Origin of the sequence: Mycolicibacter minnesotensis (assembly GCF_010731755.1) — a bacterium.
Classification (GTDB): domain Bacteria; phylum Actinomycetota; class Actinomycetes; order Mycobacteriales; family Mycobacteriaceae; genus Mycobacterium; species Mycobacterium minnesotense.
Map to the genome: position 1 here is coordinate 2,503,794 of NZ_AP022589.1, position 17,982 is coordinate 2,521,775.

A 17,982-nucleotide genomic window follows, 5' to 3' on the forward strand; every position below is an offset into this window, starting at 1 on the left:
GGCGGACCGCCGATAAGGGTCGCACCTGTGCGCTACAGTGGCCCAAGCCACAAGCCAGTCGTGGCACGACCAGACGTTGCGGAAGGACCTCACTAATGGGTGTCGCCATCGAGGTACAGGGGCTTACCAAGTCCTTCGGATCGGCCCGGATCTGGGAAGACGTCACCATGACAATTCCCGAGGGAGAGGTCAGCGTTCTGCTCGGCCCCTCCGGTACCGGCAAGTCCGTGTTCTTGAAGTCCCTGATCGGCCTCCTGCGGCCCGAGCGGGGTTCGATCGTCATCGACGGCACCGACATTCTGCAGTGTTCGGCCAAGGAGCTCTACGAGATCCGCACCCTGTTCGGCGTGCTGTTCCAGGACGGCGCCCTGTTCGGCTCGATGAACATCTACGACAACACCGCCTTCCCGCTGCGTGAGCACACCAAGAAGTCCGAGAAGGAAATCCGTGACATCGTCATGGAGAAGCTCGAGATGGTCGGTATGCCCAACGACGGCTACAAGTTCCCGGGCGAGATCTCCGGCGGTATGCGCAAGCGTGCCGGACTGGCACGTGCGCTGGTTCTCGACCCGAAGATCATCCTCTGTGACGAGCCGGACTCCGGCCTGGACCCGGTCCGTACGGCCTACCTGAGCCAGCTGTTGATCGACATCAACGCTCAGATCGACGCCACCATCCTCATCGTGACGCACAACATCAACATCGCCCGTACTGTGCCGGACAACATCGGGATGTTGTTCCGCAAGGAGCTGGTCATGTTCGGGCCCCGCGAGGTGCTGCTGACCTCCGACGAGCCGGTGGTGCGTCAGTTCCTCAACGGTCGGCGTATTGGCCCGATCGGCATGTCGGAGGAGAAGGACCAGGCGACAGCTGCGGCCGAGGAGGCCATGCTGGCCGCCGGTCAGAGCGACGGCGGCGTCGAAGAGGTTGAGGGCGTGCCGCCTCAGCTCAGCGCGACCCCCGGCCTGCCTGAGCGCAAGGGTGTGGCGCGGCGCCAGGCCCGGGTCCGCGAGATCCTGCACACCCTGCCCCCCAGTGCGCAGGAGGCCATCCGCGATGACCTGGAAGGCACCCACAAGTACGCGGTGCACCAGTTCCCGGCGGACGAAGACGCGCCCACCGCGTCGATCCCGACCCCACCGGGCTGATCCCACGCCGGCTCACGCCGTGTCAGCTCTTGACGGAAGGACCTAAACGGTCCAATCTTGTCACCAGCACACGTACGGGAGCCTCAGCGGAGGTCAGCCAGCACCGATAGGGTCCCGGGACGTCGCAGTTGAGGATTGCGTCAGCCTGCGCTATTGTTGGACGTTGCGCTGGCTTCCTCCTGCCCATCCTTACTCGCACCCGACACCGCTGTACCAGCCTGAGTCACATTCGTTGACGCGTTTCAGGCGTGTTACCTCGTGGTTTGGTTGTGCGTGAGACCGGACAGAACGTTCGCCAGCCGAACCAACGGTCGATATTCGCAGCGAACGGAGCCGGTGAAGCCGGAATCCGCTGGCCGCATTAGGTGCTGGAAGGATGCATCTTGGCAGTCTCCCGCCAGAGCAAAAAGAACACCTCAGGTACTACCACCCAGAATTCTCCCAACAGTTCTGTTCCCGGAGCTCCGAATCGGGTCTCCTTCGCCAAGCTGCGCGAACCCCTCGAGGTTCCGGGTCTGCTCGACGTGCAGACCGACTCGTTCCAGTGGCTGATCGGGGCTGCACAGTGGCGCGAGAAGATGGCCGAGCAGACCGGCGCTGCGCCCAAGGGTGGTCTTGAAGAGGTTCTCGAAGAGCTCTCCCCGATTGAGGACTTCTCCGGCTCGATGTCGCTGTCGTTCTCCGACCCGCGGTTCGACGAGGTCAAGGCCCCGGTCGACGAATGCCGCGACAAGGACATGACCTACGCCGCCCCGCTGTTCGTCACCGCGGAGTTCATCAACAACAACACCGGCGAGATCAAGAGCCAGACGGTGTTCATGGGTGACTTCCCGATGATGACCGAAAAGGGCACGTTCATCATCAACGGCACCGAGCGGGTGGTGGTTTCCCAGCTGGTGCGTTCCCCCGGTGTGTACTTCGACGCCAACATCGACAAGTCCACCGAGAAGACGCTGCACTCGGTCAAGGTGATTCCGGGCCGCGGTGCCTGGCTGGAGTTCGACGTCGACAAGCGTGACCTGGTCGGCGTTCGCATCGACCGCAAGCGCCGCCAGCCGGTCACCGTGCTGCTCAAGGCGCTGGGCTGGACTTCGGATCAGATCCGGGAGCGGTTCGGCTTCTCCGACATCATGATGTCGACGTTGGAGAAGGACAGCGCGGCCAACTCCGACGAGGCTTTGCTGGACATCTACCGCAAGCTGCGTCCGGGCGAGCCCCCCACCAAGGAGTCGGCGCAGACCCTGCTGGAGAACCTGTTCTTCAAGGAGAAGCGCTACGACCTGGCCCGGGTGGGTCGCTACAAGATCAACAAGAAGCTGGGCTTGACCGCCAACCCGGGCGAGCCGCAGCCGACCACGCTGACCGAAGAGGACATCGTGGCCACCATCGAGTACCTGGTGCGTCTGCATCAGGCGGCTCAGGACGGCGACGGTGTGTCCGCCACCATGACGGTGCCGGGCGGCGTCGAGGTTCCCGTCGAGGTCGACGACATCGACCACTTCGGCAACCGCCGACTGCGCACCGTGGGTGAGCTGATCCAGAACCAGATCCGGGTCGGGCTGTCCCGGATGGAGCGTGTGGTCCGCGAGCGGATGACCACCCAGGACGTCGAGGCCATCACGCCGCAGACCCTGATCAACATCCGCCCGGTGGTCGCCGCGATCAAGGAGTTCTTCGGCACCAGCCAGCTCTCCCAGTTCATGGACCAGAACAACCCGTTGTCAGGTCTGACCCACAAGCGCCGCCTGTCGGCGCTGGGACCGGGTGGTCTGTCGCGTGAGCGGGCCGGCCTGGAAGTTCGTGACGTGCACCCGTCCCACTACGGCCGGATGTGTCCGATCGAAACCCCGGAAGGCCCGAACATCGGTCTGATCGGGTCGCTGTCGGTGTACGCGCGGGTCAACCCGTTCGGTTTCATCGAGACGCCGTACCGCAAGGTCGTGGAGGGTGTCGTCACCGACGAGATCCACTACCTGACCGCTGACGAGGAGGACCGCCACGTTGTGGCGCAGGCCAACTCGCCGCTGGAGGAGGACGGCCACTTCACCGAGGACCGGGTTCTGGTTCGTCGTAAGGGTGGCGAGGTCGAGTACGTGTCGTCCGCCGAGGTCGACTACATGGACGTCTCACCGCGCCAGATGGTGTCGGTGGCCACGGCCATGATTCCGTTCCTCGAGCACGACGACGCCAACCGTGCCCTGATGGGCGCCAACATGCAGCGTCAGGCGGTTCCGCTGGTGCGCAGCGAGGCGCCGCTGGTGGGTACCGGCATGGAGCTGCGGGCCGCGATCGACGCCGGCGACGTGATCGTCGCCGACAAGACCGGTGTCATCGAGGAAGTGTCCGCCGACTACGTCACGGTCATGGCCGATGACGGAACCCGGCAGACCTACCGGATGCGCAAGTTCAACCGGTCCAACCACGGCACCTGCGCCAACCAGCGTCCGATCGTCGACGCCGGCCAGCGCGTGGAGACCGGCCAGGTGATCGCGGACGGCCCGTGCACCGACAACGGCGAGATGGCCCTGGGCAAGAACCTGCTCGTGGCGATCATGCCGTGGGAGGGGCACAACTACGAGGACGCGATCATCCTGTCCAACAGGCTGGTCGAAGAGGACACGCTGACCTCGATCCACATCGAGGAGCACGAGATCGACGCCCGCGACACCAAGCTGGGCGCCGAGGAGATCACCCGGGACATCCCGAACGTCTCCGACGAGGTGCTGGCTGACCTCGACGAGCGCGGCATCGTCCGCATCGGCGCCGAGGTCCGCGACGGCGACATCCTGGTCGGCAAGGTCACGCCCAAGGGCGAGACCGAGCTGACGCCCGAGGAGCGGTTGCTGCGTGCGATCTTCGGCGAGAAGGCCCGCGAAGTCCGCGACACGTCGCTGAAGGTGCCGCACGGTGAGTCCGGCAAGGTCATCGGAATCCGGGTGTTCTCCCGCGAGGACGACGACGAGCTGCCCGCCGGGGTCAACGAGCTGGTGCGCGTCTACGTCGCGCAGAAGCGCAAGATCTCCGACGGTGACAAGCTGGCTGGTCGCCACGGCAACAAGGGTGTTATCGGCAAGATCCTGCCGGCCGAGGACATGCCGTTCCTGCCGGACGGCACCCCGGTCGACATCATCTTGAACACCCACGGTGTGCCGCGGCGTATGAACATCGGTCAGATCCTGGAGACCCACCTGGGCTGGATCGCCAAGACCGGATGGAACATCGATGTTGCGACCGGCGTGCCGGACTGGGCGGACAAGCTCCCCGAGGAGCTGTACTCCGCCGGCCCGGACACCCGCACCGCGACCCCGGTGTTCGACGGCGCGCAGGAGGCCGAGCTGCAGGGCCTGCTGTCCTCGACGTTGGCCAACCGCGACGGTGAAGTCATGGTCAACGCGGACGGCAAGGCGCGGCTGTTCGACGGCCGCTCCGGTGAGCCGTTCCCGTACCCGGTGACCGTCGGCTACATGTACATCATGAAGCTGCACCACTTGGTGGACGACAAGATTCACGCTCGTTCCACCGGTCCGTACTCGATGATCACCCAGCAGCCGTTGGGTGGTAAGGCGCAGTTCGGTGGCCAGCGGTTCGGTGAGATGGAGTGCTGGGCCATGCAGGCCTACGGTGCGGCGTACACGCTGCAGGAGTTGCTGACGATCAAGTCCGACGACACGGTCGGCCGTGTCAAGGTCTACGAGGCGATCGTCAAGGGCGAGAACATCCCTGAGCCCGGTATCCCCGAGTCCTTCAAGGTGCTGCTCAAAGAGCTGCAGTCGCTGTGCCTCAACGTTGAGGTGCTGGCGAAGGACGGTGCCGCGATCGAGTTGCGCGAAGGCGAGGACGAGGACCTGGAGCGGGCAGCCGCCAACCTGGGAATCAACCTGTCCCGCAACGAATCCGCTTCTGTGGAAGACCTCGCTTAATTACCAGCTACTAAACCCGCAAGGGGAAAGGGAGTTACGTGCTCGACGTCAACTTCTTCGATGAGCTCCGCATCGGTCTGGCTACCGCGGAGGACATCCGGCAATGGTCTTACGGTGAGGTCAAGAAGCCGGAAACGATCAACTACCGCACACTCAAGCCCGAGAAGGACGGCTTGTTCTGCGAGAAGATCTTCGGACCGACTCGCGACTGGGAGTGCTACTGCGGCAAGTACAAGCGGGTGCGCTTCAAGGGCATCATCTGTGAGCGCTGTGGCGTCGAGGTGACTCGCGCCAAGGTGCGTCGTGAGCGGATGGGCCACATCGAACTGGCCGCACCGGTCACCCACATCTGGTACTTCAAGGGCGTGCCGTCGCGTTTGGGCTACCTGCTGGACCTGGCGCCCAAGGACCTCGAGAAGATCATCTACTTCGCGGCCTACGTCATCACCAGCGTCGACACCGAGATGCGGCACAACGAGCTGTCCACGCTGGAAGCCGAGATGGTCGTCGAGAAGAAGGCCGTCGAAGACCAGCGCGACGCCGACCTGGAGGCTCGTGCCCAGAAGCTGGAGGCCGACCTCGCTGAGCTGGAGGCCGAAGGCGCCAAGGCTGATGTGCGCCGCAAGGTTCGGGATGGCGGCGAGCGCGAGATGCGTCAGCTGCGTGACCGCGCCGGGCGTGAGCTGGAGCGGCTGACCAACATCTGGGACACGTTCGTCAAGCTGGCTCCCAAGCAGTTGATCATCGACGAGACCGTCTACCGCGAGCTGGTGGACCGTTACGGCGAGTACTTCACCGGCGCCATGGGTGCCGAGTCGATCCAGAAGTTGATCGAAACCTTCGACATCGACGCCGAGGCGGAGTCGCTGCGCGACACCATCAAGAACGGCAAGGGGCAGAAGAAGCTTCGTGCTCTCAAGCGCCTCAAGGTGGTGGCCGCGTTCCAGCAGTCGGGTAACTCCCCGATGGGCATGGTGCTCAACGCGGTACCGGTGATCCCGCCGGAACTGCGTCCGATGGTGCAGCTCGACGGTGGCCGCTTTGCCACCAGCGACCTCAACGACCTCTACCGCCGGGTCATCAACCGCAACAACCGCCTCAAGCGACTGATCGACCTCGGCGCGCCCGAGATCATCGTCAACAACGAGAAGCGGATGCTGCAGGAGTCCGTCGACGCACTGTTCGACAACGGACGTCGTGGCCGGCCGGTCACCGGACCGGGCAACCGTCCGCTGAAGTCGTTGAGCGACCTGCTCAAGGGCAAGCAGGGCCGGTTCCGTCAGAACCTGCTCGGCAAGCGTGTCGACTACTCCGGCCGTTCGGTCATCGTGGTCGGTCCGCAGCTCAAGCTGCACCAGTGCGGTCTGCCGAAGCTGATGGCCCTGGAGCTGTTCAAGCCGTTCGTGATGAAGCGACTGGTCGACTTGAACCACGCGCAGAACATCAAGAGCGCCAAGCGGATGGTGGAGCGTCAGCGCCCCCAGGTGTGGGACGTCCTCGAAGAGGTCATCGCCGAGCACCCGGTGTTGCTCAACCGTGCACCCACGCTGCACCGCCTGGGTATTCAGGCCTTCGAGCCGCAGCTGGTGGAGGGCAAGGCCATCCAGCTGCACCCGCTGGTGTGTGAGGCCTTCAACGCCGACTTCGACGGCGACCAGATGGCAGTCCACCTGCCGCTGAGCGCCGAGGCGCAGGCCGAGGCCCGCATCCTGATGCTGTCGAGCAACAACATCCTGTCGCCGGCCTCGGGTCGCCCACTGGCTATGCCGCGACTGGACATGGTCACCGGGCTGTACTACCTGACCACCGAGATTGACGGTGAGCCAGGCGAATACACTCCGGGTGCCAAGGACCGCCCGGAGTCCGGTGTGTACTCCTCGCCGGCCGAGGCGATCATGGCCGTCGATCGTGGTGCGCTGAGCGTGCGGGCCAAGATCAAGGTGCGTCTGGACCAGCTGCGGCCGCCGGCCGACGTGGAGACCGAGCTGTTCGGTGTCAACGGCTGGCGCCCGGGCGGTGCCTGGATCGCCGAGACCACGCTGGGGCGGGTGCTGTTCAACGAGCTGCTGCCGACCGGGTATCCGTTCGTCAACAAGCAGATGCACAAGAAGGTTCAGGCCGTCATCATCAACGACCTGGCCGAGCGCTACCCGATGATCGTGGTCGCCCAGACCGTCGACAAGCTCAAGGACGCCGGCTTCCATTGGGCCACGCGTTCGGGGGTCACGGTCTCGATGGCCGACGTGCTGGTGCCGCCGCGGAAGAAGGAGATCCTCGACTCTTACGAGGAGCGGGCAGACAAGCTGGAGAAGCAGTTCCAGCGCGGTGCCCTCAACCGCGACGAGCGCAACGAGGCGCTGGTGGAGATCTGGAAGGAAGCCACCGAGGAAGTGGGTCAGGCACTGCGTGACCATTACCCGGCCGACAACCCGATCATCACGATCGTCGACTCCGGTGCCACGGGTAACTTCACCCAGACCCGGACCCTGGCCGGCATGAAGGGCCTGGTGACCAACCCCAAGGGTGAGTTCATCCCGCGTCCGATCAAGTCCTCCTTCCGTGAGGGCCTGACGGTGTTGGAGTACTTCATCAACACCCACGGCGCCCGTAAGGGCTTGGCGGACACCGCCCTTCGTACCGCTGACTCGGGTTACCTGACCCGTCGTCTGGTGGACGTGTCTCAGGACGTGATCGTGCGCGAGCACGACTGCGGCACCGAGCGCGGCATCATGGTGGACCTCGCCGAGGTGGCCGCGGATGGATCGCTGATCCGCAACCCGTTCATCGAGACGTCGGCTTACGCCCGCACGTTGGCCGTCGACGCGGCCGACGAGAAGGGCAAGGTCGTGATCGAGCGCGGCCACGACCTCGGCGACCCGTCGATCGAGGCGCTGCTGGCTGCCGGCATCGCGCAGGTCAAGGTGCGTTCGGTGCTGACCTGCGCCACCGGAACCGGCGTCTGTGCCACCTGCTACGGCCGGTCGATGGCCACCGGCAAGCTGGTCGACATCGGTGAGGCGGTCGGCATCGTCGCCGCCCAGTCGATCGGTGAGCCCGGTACTCAGCTGACCATGCGTACCTTCCACCAGGGTGGTGTCGGCGACGACATCACCGGTGGTCTGCCGCGTGTGCAGGAGCTGTTCGAGGCCCGGATTCCGCGTGGCAAGGCGCCTATTGCCGACGTCGCCGGACGGGTGCAGCTGGAAGAGGGCGAGAAGTTCTACAAGATCACGATCGTGCCGGATGACGGTGGCGAGGAAGTGGTCTACGACAAGCTGCCCAAGCGTCAGCGGCTGCGCGTGTTCAAGCACGAGGACGGCTCGGAGCGGTTGCTGTCCGACGGCGACCACGTCGAGGTCGGCCAGCAGCTCATGGAAGGCTCGGCCGACCCGCACGAGGTGCTGCGGGTGCAGGGCCCCCGTGAGGTGCAGATCCACCTGGTCAACGAGGTCCAGCAGGTCTACCGGGCTCAGGGTGTGTCGATCCACGACAAGCACATCGAGGTGATCGTCCGGCAGATGCTGCGGCGCGTCACGATCATCGACTCGGGCGCCACGGAGTTCCTGCCCGGTTCGCTGACCGAGCGTGCTGAGTTCGAGACCGCGAACCGTCGTGTGGTGGCTGAGGGCCTGGAGCCCGCGGCCGGACGTCCGGTGCTGATGGGTATCACCAAGGCGTCGCTGGCCACCGACTCGTGGCTGTCGGCGGCTTCCTTCCAGGAGACCACCCGCGTGCTGACCGATGCGGCGATCAACTGCCGTAGCGACAAGCTGCAGGGCCTGAAGGAGAACGTGATCATCGGTAAGTTGATCCCGGCCGGTACCGGCATCAACCGGTACCGCAACATCGCCGTGCAGCCCACCGAAGAGGCCCGGGCCGCCGCGTACACGATCCCGTCCTACGAGGATCAGTACTACAGCCCGGACTTCGGCGCCGCCACCGGTGCCGCGGTTCCGCTGGACGACTACGGGTACAGCGACTACCGCTAGTCATCGACGAGAAGAGCCCCGGGGTGGGCGGGTTCACATGGTCGTCGCAACACTCTCGATTGAGAGGTTGCGGCGACCATGTCGTTTTTGGAGGACTGTGCGCGGTTCGGTGACCAGCTAGCGAAGTTGGTCGATGCTGGGGTTCCGGTTAAGGAGGCTGCGGTCGCGGTCGGCCTGTCCGGTGATCGGTGCTATGCGATTCTGCGGGCTATCGGCCGGCCCGCCGGGCAGGCCCGGGGTCCTGGCAAGCGTGGTGATCAGCGTGGGGTTGCCGATCGGGACGTCATCGTGGCCGTATTCGACAAGACGGGCTCGATCAATCAGGCGGCAAAAGCCTGTCGGGTATCGCATTCGGTGGCGCGTCGAATATTGGTCGTCGAGGGTTTGGTCACCACCGAGAAGATCCCGCCGAAGGGCAAGGACGAGGCCAAACGTCGTTGCATGGAGCTGCTCGCGGCCGGCTGGTCAACCGCGCAGGCAGCTCGTGAGGTCGGTGTGAACGTACGGACCGCGCGGGACTGGCGCCAGGGGATTCGCCACGTCAACAACACGCGGATCTATCCCGATGGCCGGGTCGTGGACTACAACCACGGCACCGTCTACAAACAGCCTGTGACCAGTGTGACCTGCGATGACGCCGGGCCGCCGGCGATTGACGGCCGGTATCTGTCGATCGAGGATCGGGTAGCGATCGCCGATGGCCTGCTCGGGAGGGATTCGCTGCGGGCGATCGCCGACCGGATCGGCAAGAACGTCTCCACCGTCTCGCGGGAGGTCCGCAGACACAGCATTGATGGCCGATATCTGCCGTATCAGGCCGATCGTGTGGCAGTGGCGGCCCGGGCGCGGCCCAAGCAGTCCAAACTGGTGGTGAACACGGTCCTGCGGGAGGCGGTCGAGGAAGGCTTATCGCGCAAGCTCTCACCGGAGCAGATCTCGCGCCGCCTGCGCCGGGATCATCCCGACGACGAGAGCATGTGGGTGAGCCACGAAACGATCTACCAGGCCCTCTACTTCCAGGCCCGAGGTAGCTTGAAACGAGAAGTGCAGCAAGCACTTCGGACCGGACGAACGAGACGTAAACCGCACCGCAAAGAGGGCGAACGCTATCAGCGGTTCACCGACCCGATGGTGATGATCAGCGACCGCCCCGCCGAAGTCGAAGACCGTGCGATCCCCGGGCATTGGGAAGGCGATCTGATCACCGGGGAGAAGAACCAAACCGCGATCGGCACCCTCGTGGAGCGAACGACTCGTTACACGATGCTGCTGCACCTACCCCACGAGCATGACGCCCAGACCGTGCGCGATGCACTGATTGCGACTATGAGCACCCTGCCGGCGCATCTGCGGGGGTCACTGACCTGGGACCAAGGCGCCGAGATGGCCGGACACAAGCAGTTCAGCATGGCCACCGACATGGCCGTCTATTTCTGCGATCCGGCCAGCCCCTGGCAGCGTGGCAGCAACGAGAACACCAACGGACTGCTGCGGCAGTACTTCCCCAAAGGAACCGACCTGAGCATCTACGGACCCGAAGACCTCGAACACGTCGCCCAAGAACTCAACGGCCGCCCACGCAAAACGCTCGGCTGGGACACCCCAGCCGAGCGCTTGCGTGATCTACTACTGGCCAACTAACCAGCAGTGTTGCGACGACCCCTAGAAACCGCCTCCCCGGGGCTTTTCTCGTATCAGCTGCCGAGCGTCAGCTGCCGAGCGTGAAGCCATCTTCACGTTCGATCATCGAGCGTGAAGCCATCTTCACGCTCGACGCGGAGGGCGGCGACGGTTGCGGGCCAGCGCTAGACCGGGTTGCATCGGTGTCATGGGGGATGAAGTCAGCCGCACCACCTACACCCGCAGTCAGCGCCGGCAGTACCGGCACAAGATCCAGCAGTGCCTGGATGTCTTCGAGACGATGCTGGCACAGTCCAGCTTCGAGTGTGAGCGGCCACTGACCGGAATGGAGATCGAAGGGAACCTGATCGGCGACGACTACCGGCCCGCAATGTCGAACGCCGGCGTGCTGTCCGCGATCGACGATCCCGCATATCAACGTGAATTAGGTTCCTACAACATCGAATTCAACGTGCCTCCGCGCCAGCTCACGGCGCTGTCCGCATTGGACTTGGAGACCGACGTTCGGGCCAGTCTCAACGACGCGGAGGCCAAGGCCCGCGCGAACGGCGCACGGATCGTGATGATCGGCATCTTGCCGACGCTGATGCCCGAGCATCTGGCCGGCGATTGGATGAGTGACTCAGCACGGTATGCGGCGCTCAACGACTCCATCTTCGCCGCCCGGGGTGAAGACATCGGCATCGATATCGACGGGCCGGAGCCACTGAGCCTGCAGGTGGAGGACATCGCGCCGGAGTCGGCGTGCACCAGCATGCAGTTGCACCTTCAGGTGTCGCCGGCGGATTTCGCCGACCATTGGAACGCCGCACAGGTCCTGGCCGGCCCGCAGCTGGCGATTGGCGCCAACTCGCCCTACTTCTTTGGCCACCGGTTGTGGGCGGAGACTCGGGTGGAGCTGTTCGCCCAGTCCACCGACACGCGCTCTGATGAACTGAAAAACCAAGGCGTGCGACCCCGGGTGTGGTTCGGGGAACGCTGGATCACCTCGATCTTCGACCTGTTCGAGGAGAACGTTCGATACTTCCCGTCGCTCCTGCCCGAGGTGACCGACGAGGACCCGGCTCGCGTACTGGCCCAGGGGCGAACGCCGCAACTTGCGGAGCTGCGCCTGCACAACGGCACGGTGTACCGCTGGAACCGCCCGGTGTACGACGTCGTCGACGGGCGACCGCACCTGCGAGTGGAGAACCGGGTGTTGCCCTCCGGGCCGACCGTGACCGACATGGTGGCCAATGCGGTCTTTTACTACGGCTTATTGCGTCGGCTGGCCGGCGAGCAGCGACCACTGTGGACGCAGTTGAGCTTTGCGGTCGCCCACGACAACTTTCGCCGTGCCGCCCGGCACGGCATGGCGGCACGGCTGTTCTGGCCGCAGCTGGGTGAGGTCAGCGTGGCAGAGCTGACGCAACGCGAGTTACTGCCGCTGGCCCGCCAGGGCCTGGACGACTGGGGGGTGGCTCCCGCAGTCTGCGACCGGTACCTGGGCATCATCGGTGACCGGGTGGCGGCGGGCCGCAACGGTGCCACCTGGCAGGTGACGACCGTCCGCGCATTGCAGGCCCAGGGGCTGAGCCGCTCAGCAGCGCTGGCGGAGATGCTGCGCCGCTACTGCACGCACATGCATTCCAACCAGCCGGTGCACACCTGGCCGACCGAACCGGCCGCAGGTATCGGACTAAGCTGACCGCCGTGTTGATCGGATCCCATGTGCGCCCGCAGAATCCGTTGGCTGCTGCCGAAGCCGACGGCGCTGACACGGTGCAGATCTTCCTCGGCAACCCGCAGAGCTGGAAGCCGCCCAAGCCGCGTGAGGACGCGGCGCAGCTGCGTGCGGCGGCGCTGCCGATCTACGTCCATGCGCCCTATCTGATCAACGTCGCCTCCCCGAACAATCGGGTGCGGATCCCGTCGCGCACCATCTTGCAGCAGACCTGTGACGCCGCCGCCGATGTCGGTGCGGTCGCGGTGATCGTGCACGGCGGGCATGTCAGCGCCGACGACGATGACGTGGCGGCCGGCTTCGCTCGGTGGCGCAAAGCGTTGGACAGCTTGGAATCCGAGGTGCCGGTGTACCTGGAGAACACCGCCGGTGGTGACCACGCCATGGCGCGGCACTTCGACACCATCGCCAGGCTGTGGGACCACATCGGCGACACCGGAGTGGGGTTCTGCCTGGACACTTGCCACACCTGGGCGGCCGGGGAATCGCTGCCCGACGCGGTGCAGCGCATCAAGGCGGTGACCGGTCGCATCGACCTGGTGCACTGCAACGACTCCAAGGATGCCCCGGGTTCGGGCCGGGACCGGCACGCCAACTTCGGTACCGGCCAAATCGATCCCGAGCTGCTGGTGGCGGTGGTCCGGGCTGCCGGGGCTCCGGTGATCTGCGAGACCGCCGAGGAGGGCCGAAAGGCCGACATCGCGTTTCTGCGGGATCGGCTGAGCTGAGGTCGGCGCTGCGGGGGTGCGCGCCTACTTTGAGTGCTCCGGAACCGACAGGAAACATCCAAAAAGATCGATTTATCGATCAGGGGAAGACAATCGGTTGGTTCTGTGCTACAAATTACTCAGGCGCCGTGACCGCGGCGGCTGCGCACGGGTCTCAGGACTGGAGGGGGTCCACGTGCCTGAGCGACACCAGTGTGGTGTGGGGGGAGTGCGCAGCCGCTAGTCCGGCGCCCCAAAACGACGGCGGTCACAGCCGGGAGCATCCCGAACCCGGCTGTGGCCGCCGTTTATGTTGCGCGGCATAAATCGAGTTACGTCTCTTGTTCGCGCGCAGAAAAACTGTAATATTCCCGCTATGGCCGACACTCACATCGTCACCAATCAGGTACTTCCGCTGGAAGGCTATAACCCGGCGTCATCACCCGTGCTCATCGAGGCGCTGATCCGCGAGGGCGGCCAATGGGGAGTCGACGAGGTCACGGATCTGGGGGCGCTCTCCGGCTCCAAACAGGTGCAACGATGGGGCGAGCTGGCCGACCGTAATCGCCCGGTGCTGCATACCCACGACGTCGTGGGCAACCGGGTCGACGAGGTGGAGTACGACCCGGCCTACCACGAGCTGATGAGCGCTGCGATCTCCCACGGCCTGCACGCCGCCCCGTGGGCCGACCCGCGGCCGGGCGCCCACGTCGTTCGCGCCGCGGCGACCGGTGTGTGGACTGCCGAGCCCGGCCACATGTGTCCGATCTCGATGACATACGCGATCGTGCCCGCCCTGCGCAACAACGCAGAACTGGCCGCCACCTACGAACCGCTGCTGACCAGCCGCGTCTACGACCCCGAACTGAAGGTGCCCGCCACCAAAGCCGGTATCACCGCAGGCATGTCGATGACCGAAAAGCAGGGCGGCTCCGATGTGCGAGCCGGAACCACCCAGGCCGTGCCGAACGCCGATGGCAGCTACACCCTGACCGGCCACAAATGGTTCACCTCCGCGCCCATGTGCGACGTGTTCCTGGTGCTGGCGCAGGCGCCCGGGGGATTGAGCTGTTTCTTCCTACCTCGAGTCCTGCCTGATGGCACCCGCAACCGGATGCACCTGCAGCGGCTCAAGGACAAACTCGGCAACCACGCCAACGCCTCCAGCGAGATCGAATACGACGGTGCGACGGCATGGCTGGTAGGCGAAGAGGGTCGCGGGGTTTCGGTGATCATCGAGATGGTCAACCTCACGCGGCTGGACTGTGCGCTGGGCAGTGCCACCAGCATGCGGATGGGCCTGGCGCGCGCCATCTACCACGCTCAGCATCGAAAGGCGTTCGGCGCCTATCTGATCGACCAACCGCTGATGCGCAACGTGCTGGCTGACCTGGCTGTGGAGGCGGAGGCCGCCACCATGGTGGCGATGCGGATGGCCGGCGCGACGGACAAGGCTGTCCGCGGCGACGAACGCGAGAGTCTGCTGCGCCGGATAGGGCTGGCCGCCACCAAGTACTGGGTGTGCAAGCGCGCCACCCCGCATGCCGCCGAGGCCATGGAGTGCCTGGGCGGAAACGGCTACATCGAAGACTCGTTGATGCCGAGGCTGTATCGGGAGGCTCCCTTGATGGGCATCTGGGAGGGCTCGGGCAACGTCAGCGCACTGGACACGTTGCGGGCCCTGGCTACCCAGCCCCAATCGGTGGCAGTGCTCTTTGATGAGCTGGATCAGACCGCCGGGCAGGACCAGCGGCTGGATGCCCACGTAGGTGCGTTGAAGGCGCAGCTGGCCGGCTTGGGTAACGACCTGACGGCCGCCCAATATCAAGCGCGCAAGATCGCCGAGGACATCTGTCTGGCGATGCAGGGTGCCCTGCTGGTGCGCCATGGCCACCCCGCGGTCGCCGAGGCGTTCCTGGCGACCCGGTTCGCGCGTCAGTGGGGCGGTGCATTCGGCACCCTGCCGACGGGCGTGGACCTCGGGCCGATCATCGAGCGCGCGCTGGTCAAGGGCTGAGGCGCCACGTCATGCGGCATCACATCGCGCCGGTCGAATACGACAACCTGCGGACCATGACCTACGAGGTCACCGACCGCGTCGCCCGGATCACCTTCAACCGTCCCGAACACGGCAACGCGATCACGGCCGACACACCGCTGGAGCTGTCGGCGATGGTGGAGCGCGCCGACCTGGACCCCAACGTCCACGTGATCCTGGTGTCGGGACGCGGTGAGGGTTTCTGTGCCGGCTTCGATCTGGGCGCCTATGCCGAAGGTTCGGCGTCGCCGGGTGGCGAGAACTTCCGGGGCAGCGTCCTCGACGGTAAGACCCAAGCCACCAACCACCGTGCGGATCAGCCGTGGGACCCGATGATCGACTACCAGATGATGAGCCGATTCGTCCGCGGCTTCGCCTCGCTGATGTACGCCGACAAGCCGACCGTGGTCAAGATCCATGGCTATTGCGTGGCCGGGGGCACCGATATCGCCCTGCACGCCGACCAGGTGATTGCGGCATCCGACGCCAAGATCGGCTACCCGCCGATGCGGGTGTGGGGCGTGCCCGCCGCCGGGCTCTGGGCGCACCGGCTCGGCGACCAACGCGCCAAACGTCTTCTGCTGACCGGTGATTGCATCACCGGTGCGCAGGCCGCCGAATGGGGCCTGGCGATCGAGGCACCCGAGCCGGCCGACCTCGATGAGCGCACCGAACGCCTGGTGGCCCGGATCGCCGCAATGCCGGTCAATCAGCTGATCATGGCCAAACTGGCGCTCAACACCGCCCTGCTGCAGCAGGGCGTGGCCACCAGTCGCATGGTCAGCACCGTGTTCGACGGGGTGGCACGGCACACGCCCGAGGGGCACGCCTTCGTCGCCGACGCGGTGGCGCACGGGTTCCGTGACGCGGTGCGCCACCGTGACGAGCCGTTCGGTGACTACGGCCGGCGGGCCTCAGGAGTTTAGGACCCACACACGATGCCCAACACTGTGCGTATGACCGCCCGATCGGTGGTGCTGTCGGTATTGCTGGGGGCCCATCCAGCCTCCGCTACTTCCGCTGAACTTCTTCGTCTGACAACGGATTTCGGAATCAAGGAAACCGCACTGCGGGTTGCTTTGACTCGGCTGGTCGCCGCCGGTGACCTGGTCCGCTCGGCCGAGGGATACGGCCTGTCCGAGCGTCTGCTGGCGCGTCAGCGTCGACAGGATGCGGCCCTGGATCCCCAGACTCGGCGATGGGGTGGCAACTGGCTGACGGTGGTGATCACCAGCATCGGCTGCGACGCGCGAACCCGCGCCGCGCTGCGCTCCGGCCTGTCCGAGCGGCGATTCGCCGAGCTGCGCGAAGGGATCTGGATGCGGCCGGACAACATCGACGTCGAGTTGGGCGACATGCTGGGCGGCTACACCCGGCTGCTCACTGCACGTGACCAGGAGCCTGCCGACCTGGCCGCCACCTTGTGGGATCTGGCGGCGTGGGCGCAGACCGGACATGAGTTGCTCGCCGCGATGGGTGACGCGCAGGACATGCCCGGCCGATTCGTCGTTGCTGCCGCCATGGTCCGGCACCTTCGCCAGGACCCGGTGCTGCCCCCCGAACTGCTTCCGCAGGACTGGCCCGGTTCGCGAATCCGCAGTCGCTACGCGGAATTCGTCGATGAGTTGGCTTCGCGGCGAGACACGAGCCGAGAGGCGGTGCTGCGATGAGCCCCGCGGTGCGCGTGGAGCGCAATGGCCCGGTCACCACAGTGATCCTGGATCGGCCGCAGGCGCGCAACGCCGTGGACGGTCCCACCGCCGCAGCGCTGTATCAGGCTTTCGAGGAGTTCGACCGCGACGCAACCGCATCCGTGGCGGTCTTATGGGGCGACAACGGAACGTTCTGTGCGGGAGCTGATCTCAAGGCATTGGGCACCCCGAACGCAAATCAGACCAGCCGCAGTGGTCCTGGTCCCATGGGCCCGACCCGAATGATCTTGTCCAAACCCGTGATCGCGGCGGTGAGTGGCTACGCAGTAGCCGGCGGGCTGGAGCTGGCGCTGTGGTGCGACATGCGGGTGGTCGAAGCCGACGCGGTGTTCGGCGTCTTCTGCCGGCGCTGGGGTGTTCCGCTCATCGACGGCGGCACCGTGCGGCTTCCCCGGCTGATCGGCCACAGCCGCGCCATGGACATGATCCTCACCGGCCGGGCCGTGGACGCCGACGAGGCCCAGGCGATGGGACTGGCCAATCGGGTGGTCCCGCGTGGTCAGGCGCGCGCGGCGGCCGAGCAGCTTGCGCTGGAACTGGCCGAGCTTCCGCAGGATTGCCTTCGCTCCGATCGGCTCTCGGCGCTGCGGCAGTGGGGAATGGCCGAATCCCCTGCGATGGATCAGGAATTCACGAGCATCGAACGGGTGGCGCAAGAGGCGCTGCGTGGCGCGGGCCGGTTTGCCAGTGGGGCCGGCCGGCACGGCGCGAGAGCCTGAGCGCTGGTCTGTCGACTCGTCAGCGTTTGTCGGTGACGGTGTTGCGGGAGCCGTGATTGTCGACTTTGGGCTCGCCGCCGCGATAGGTGACGGAGTTGTTGAGTCCGGTCAGCCGCAGCACCTTGTCGACGCGCTCGATCGTGATGCGATTGTCGGCACCGCTGATGGTGACCTCCTCGCAGCGGCCCCGGACCGTCAGCTTGTTGTTCGAACCGACCACATTCAGTGACTTGCCGTCTGCGCAGTCCAATGCCGACGTTGCACCGAATGACTCGTAGCTGATCGTGTTCGAGAACCGCCCCTCGTAGTTCTTCGAGATCCGGCCGGACTTGGGAGGCGCCTCGGACTCGCACCCGGCGACGGCAACCGCCAGCAGTGCCATCCC

At 65.5% G+C, this 17,982-nt stretch carries 11 protein-coding genes; 10 read left to right on the top strand and 1 reads right to left on the bottom strand.

The window, feature by feature from the left end; genetic code table 11:
• The first annotated feature begins 95 nt into the window (after nt 1-95).
• The 10 genes from G6N09_RS11595 to G6N09_RS11640 all read left to right on the top strand — a co-directional run bounded on the left by G6N09_RS11595 (nt 96) and on the right by G6N09_RS11640 (nt 17,597).
• Nucleotides 96-1,148, top strand: coding sequence for an ABC transporter ATP-binding protein (locus G6N09_RS11595; protein ID WP_083022785.1), 1,053 nt, complete (start codon nt 96-98; stop codon nt 1,146-1,148).
• Between the two features lie 365 nt (nt 1,149-1,513).
• The gene (gene rpoB, locus G6N09_RS11600) at nt 1,514-5,068 is read left to right on the top strand and encodes a DNA-directed RNA polymerase subunit beta (RefSeq protein WP_083022786.1); all 3,555 of its coding nucleotides are present in this window, start codon (nt 1,514-1,516) and stop codon (nt 5,066-5,068) included.
• Nucleotides 5,069-5,106: 38 nt separating this feature from the next.
• Nucleotides 5,107-9,057: a DNA-directed RNA polymerase subunit beta' gene (locus tag G6N09_RS11605; RefSeq protein ID WP_083022787.1), complete on the top strand. Its 3,951-nt coding sequence runs from the start codon at nt 5,107-5,109 to the stop codon at nt 9,055-9,057.
• 441 nt (nt 9,058-9,498) lie between these two features.
• Complete coding sequence (locus G6N09_RS11610; protein ID WP_165756617.1) at nt 9,499-10,698, top strand: IS30 family transposase; 1,200 nt, start codon at nt 9,499-9,501, stop codon at nt 10,696-10,698.
• Nucleotides 10,699-10,885: 187 nt separating this feature from the next.
• A complete protein-coding gene (locus G6N09_RS11615; protein WP_083027776.1) occupies nt 10,886-12,385 on the top strand; it encodes a glutamate-cysteine ligase family protein in 1,500 nt (499 codons plus the stop codon).
• A gap of 5 nt (nt 12,386-12,390) precedes the next feature.
• The gene (locus G6N09_RS11620; RefSeq protein ID WP_083027775.1) at nt 12,391-13,149 is read left to right on the top strand and encodes a deoxyribonuclease IV; all 759 of its coding nucleotides are present in this window, start codon (nt 12,391-12,393) and stop codon (nt 13,147-13,149) included.
• A gap of 355 nt (nt 13,150-13,504) precedes the next feature.
• Nucleotides 13,505-15,145: an acyl-CoA dehydrogenase family protein gene (locus G6N09_RS11625; RefSeq protein WP_083027774.1), complete on the top strand. Its 1,641-nt coding sequence runs from the start codon at nt 13,505-13,507 to the stop codon at nt 15,143-15,145.
• An 11-nt stretch (nt 15,146-15,156) separates the two neighbouring features.
• Nucleotides 15,157-16,092, top strand: a complete 936-nt coding sequence (locus tag G6N09_RS11630; protein ID WP_083027773.1) for a crotonase/enoyl-CoA hydratase family protein — start codon at nt 15,157-15,159, stop codon at nt 16,090-16,092.
• A 30-nt stretch (nt 16,093-16,122) separates the two neighbouring features.
• Nucleotides 16,123-16,836, top strand: a complete 714-nt coding sequence (locus tag G6N09_RS11635) for a PaaX family transcriptional regulator C-terminal domain-containing protein (RefSeq protein ID WP_407662608.1) — start codon at nt 16,123-16,125, stop codon at nt 16,834-16,836.
• Nucleotides 16,833-17,597 carry a crotonase/enoyl-CoA hydratase family protein gene (locus G6N09_RS11640; RefSeq protein WP_083027771.1) on the top strand — a complete coding sequence of 255 codons (765 nt, stop codon included), beginning with the start codon at nt 16,833-16,835 and terminating at the stop codon, nt 17,595-17,597. Before G6N09_RS11635 ends, G6N09_RS11640 begins: the two co-directional genes overlap by 4 nt.
• Nucleotides 17,598-17,616: 19 nt before the next feature.
• Here the strand turns inward: G6N09_RS11640 and G6N09_RS11645 are convergent, their stop codons facing one another.
• Nucleotides 17,617-17,979: a DUF3060 domain-containing protein gene (locus G6N09_RS11645; RefSeq protein ID WP_083027770.1), complete on the bottom strand. Its 363-nt coding sequence runs from the start codon at nt 17,977-17,979 to the stop codon at nt 17,617-17,619.
• Nucleotides 17,980-17,982: the final 3 nt, after the last annotated feature.

Excerpts from the sequence above, each read along its gene's own strand:
- G6N09_RS11625 (WP_083027774.1), top strand. The coding sequence starts at position 13,505 with ATGGCCGACACTCACATCGTCACCAATCAGGTACTTCCGCTGGAAGGC.
- G6N09_RS11610 (WP_165756617.1), top strand. The coding sequence starts at position 9,499 with ATGGAGCTGCTCGCGGCCGGCTGGTCAACCGCGCAGGCAGCTCGTGAG.
- G6N09_RS11630 (WP_083027773.1), top strand. The coding sequence starts at position 15,157 with ATGCGGCATCACATCGCGCCGGTCGAATACGACAACCTGCGGACCATG.
- G6N09_RS11595 (WP_083022785.1), top strand. The coding sequence starts at position 96 with ATGGGTGTCGCCATCGAGGTACAGGGGCTTACCAAGTCCTTCGGATCG.
- G6N09_RS11645 (WP_083027770.1), bottom strand. The coding sequence starts at position 17,979 with ATGGCACTGCTGGCGGTTGCCGTCGCCGGGTGCGAGTCCGAGGCGCCT.
- G6N09_RS11615 (WP_083027776.1), top strand. The coding sequence starts at position 10,886 with ATGGGGGATGAAGTCAGCCGCACCACCTACACCCGCAGTCAGCGCCGG.
- G6N09_RS11635 (WP_407662608.1), top strand. The coding sequence starts at position 16,123 with ATGACCGCCCGATCGGTGGTGCTGTCGGTATTGCTGGGGGCCCATCCA.
- G6N09_RS11640 (WP_083027771.1), top strand. The coding sequence starts at position 16,833 with ATGAGCCCCGCGGTGCGCGTGGAGCGCAATGGCCCGGTCACCACAGTG.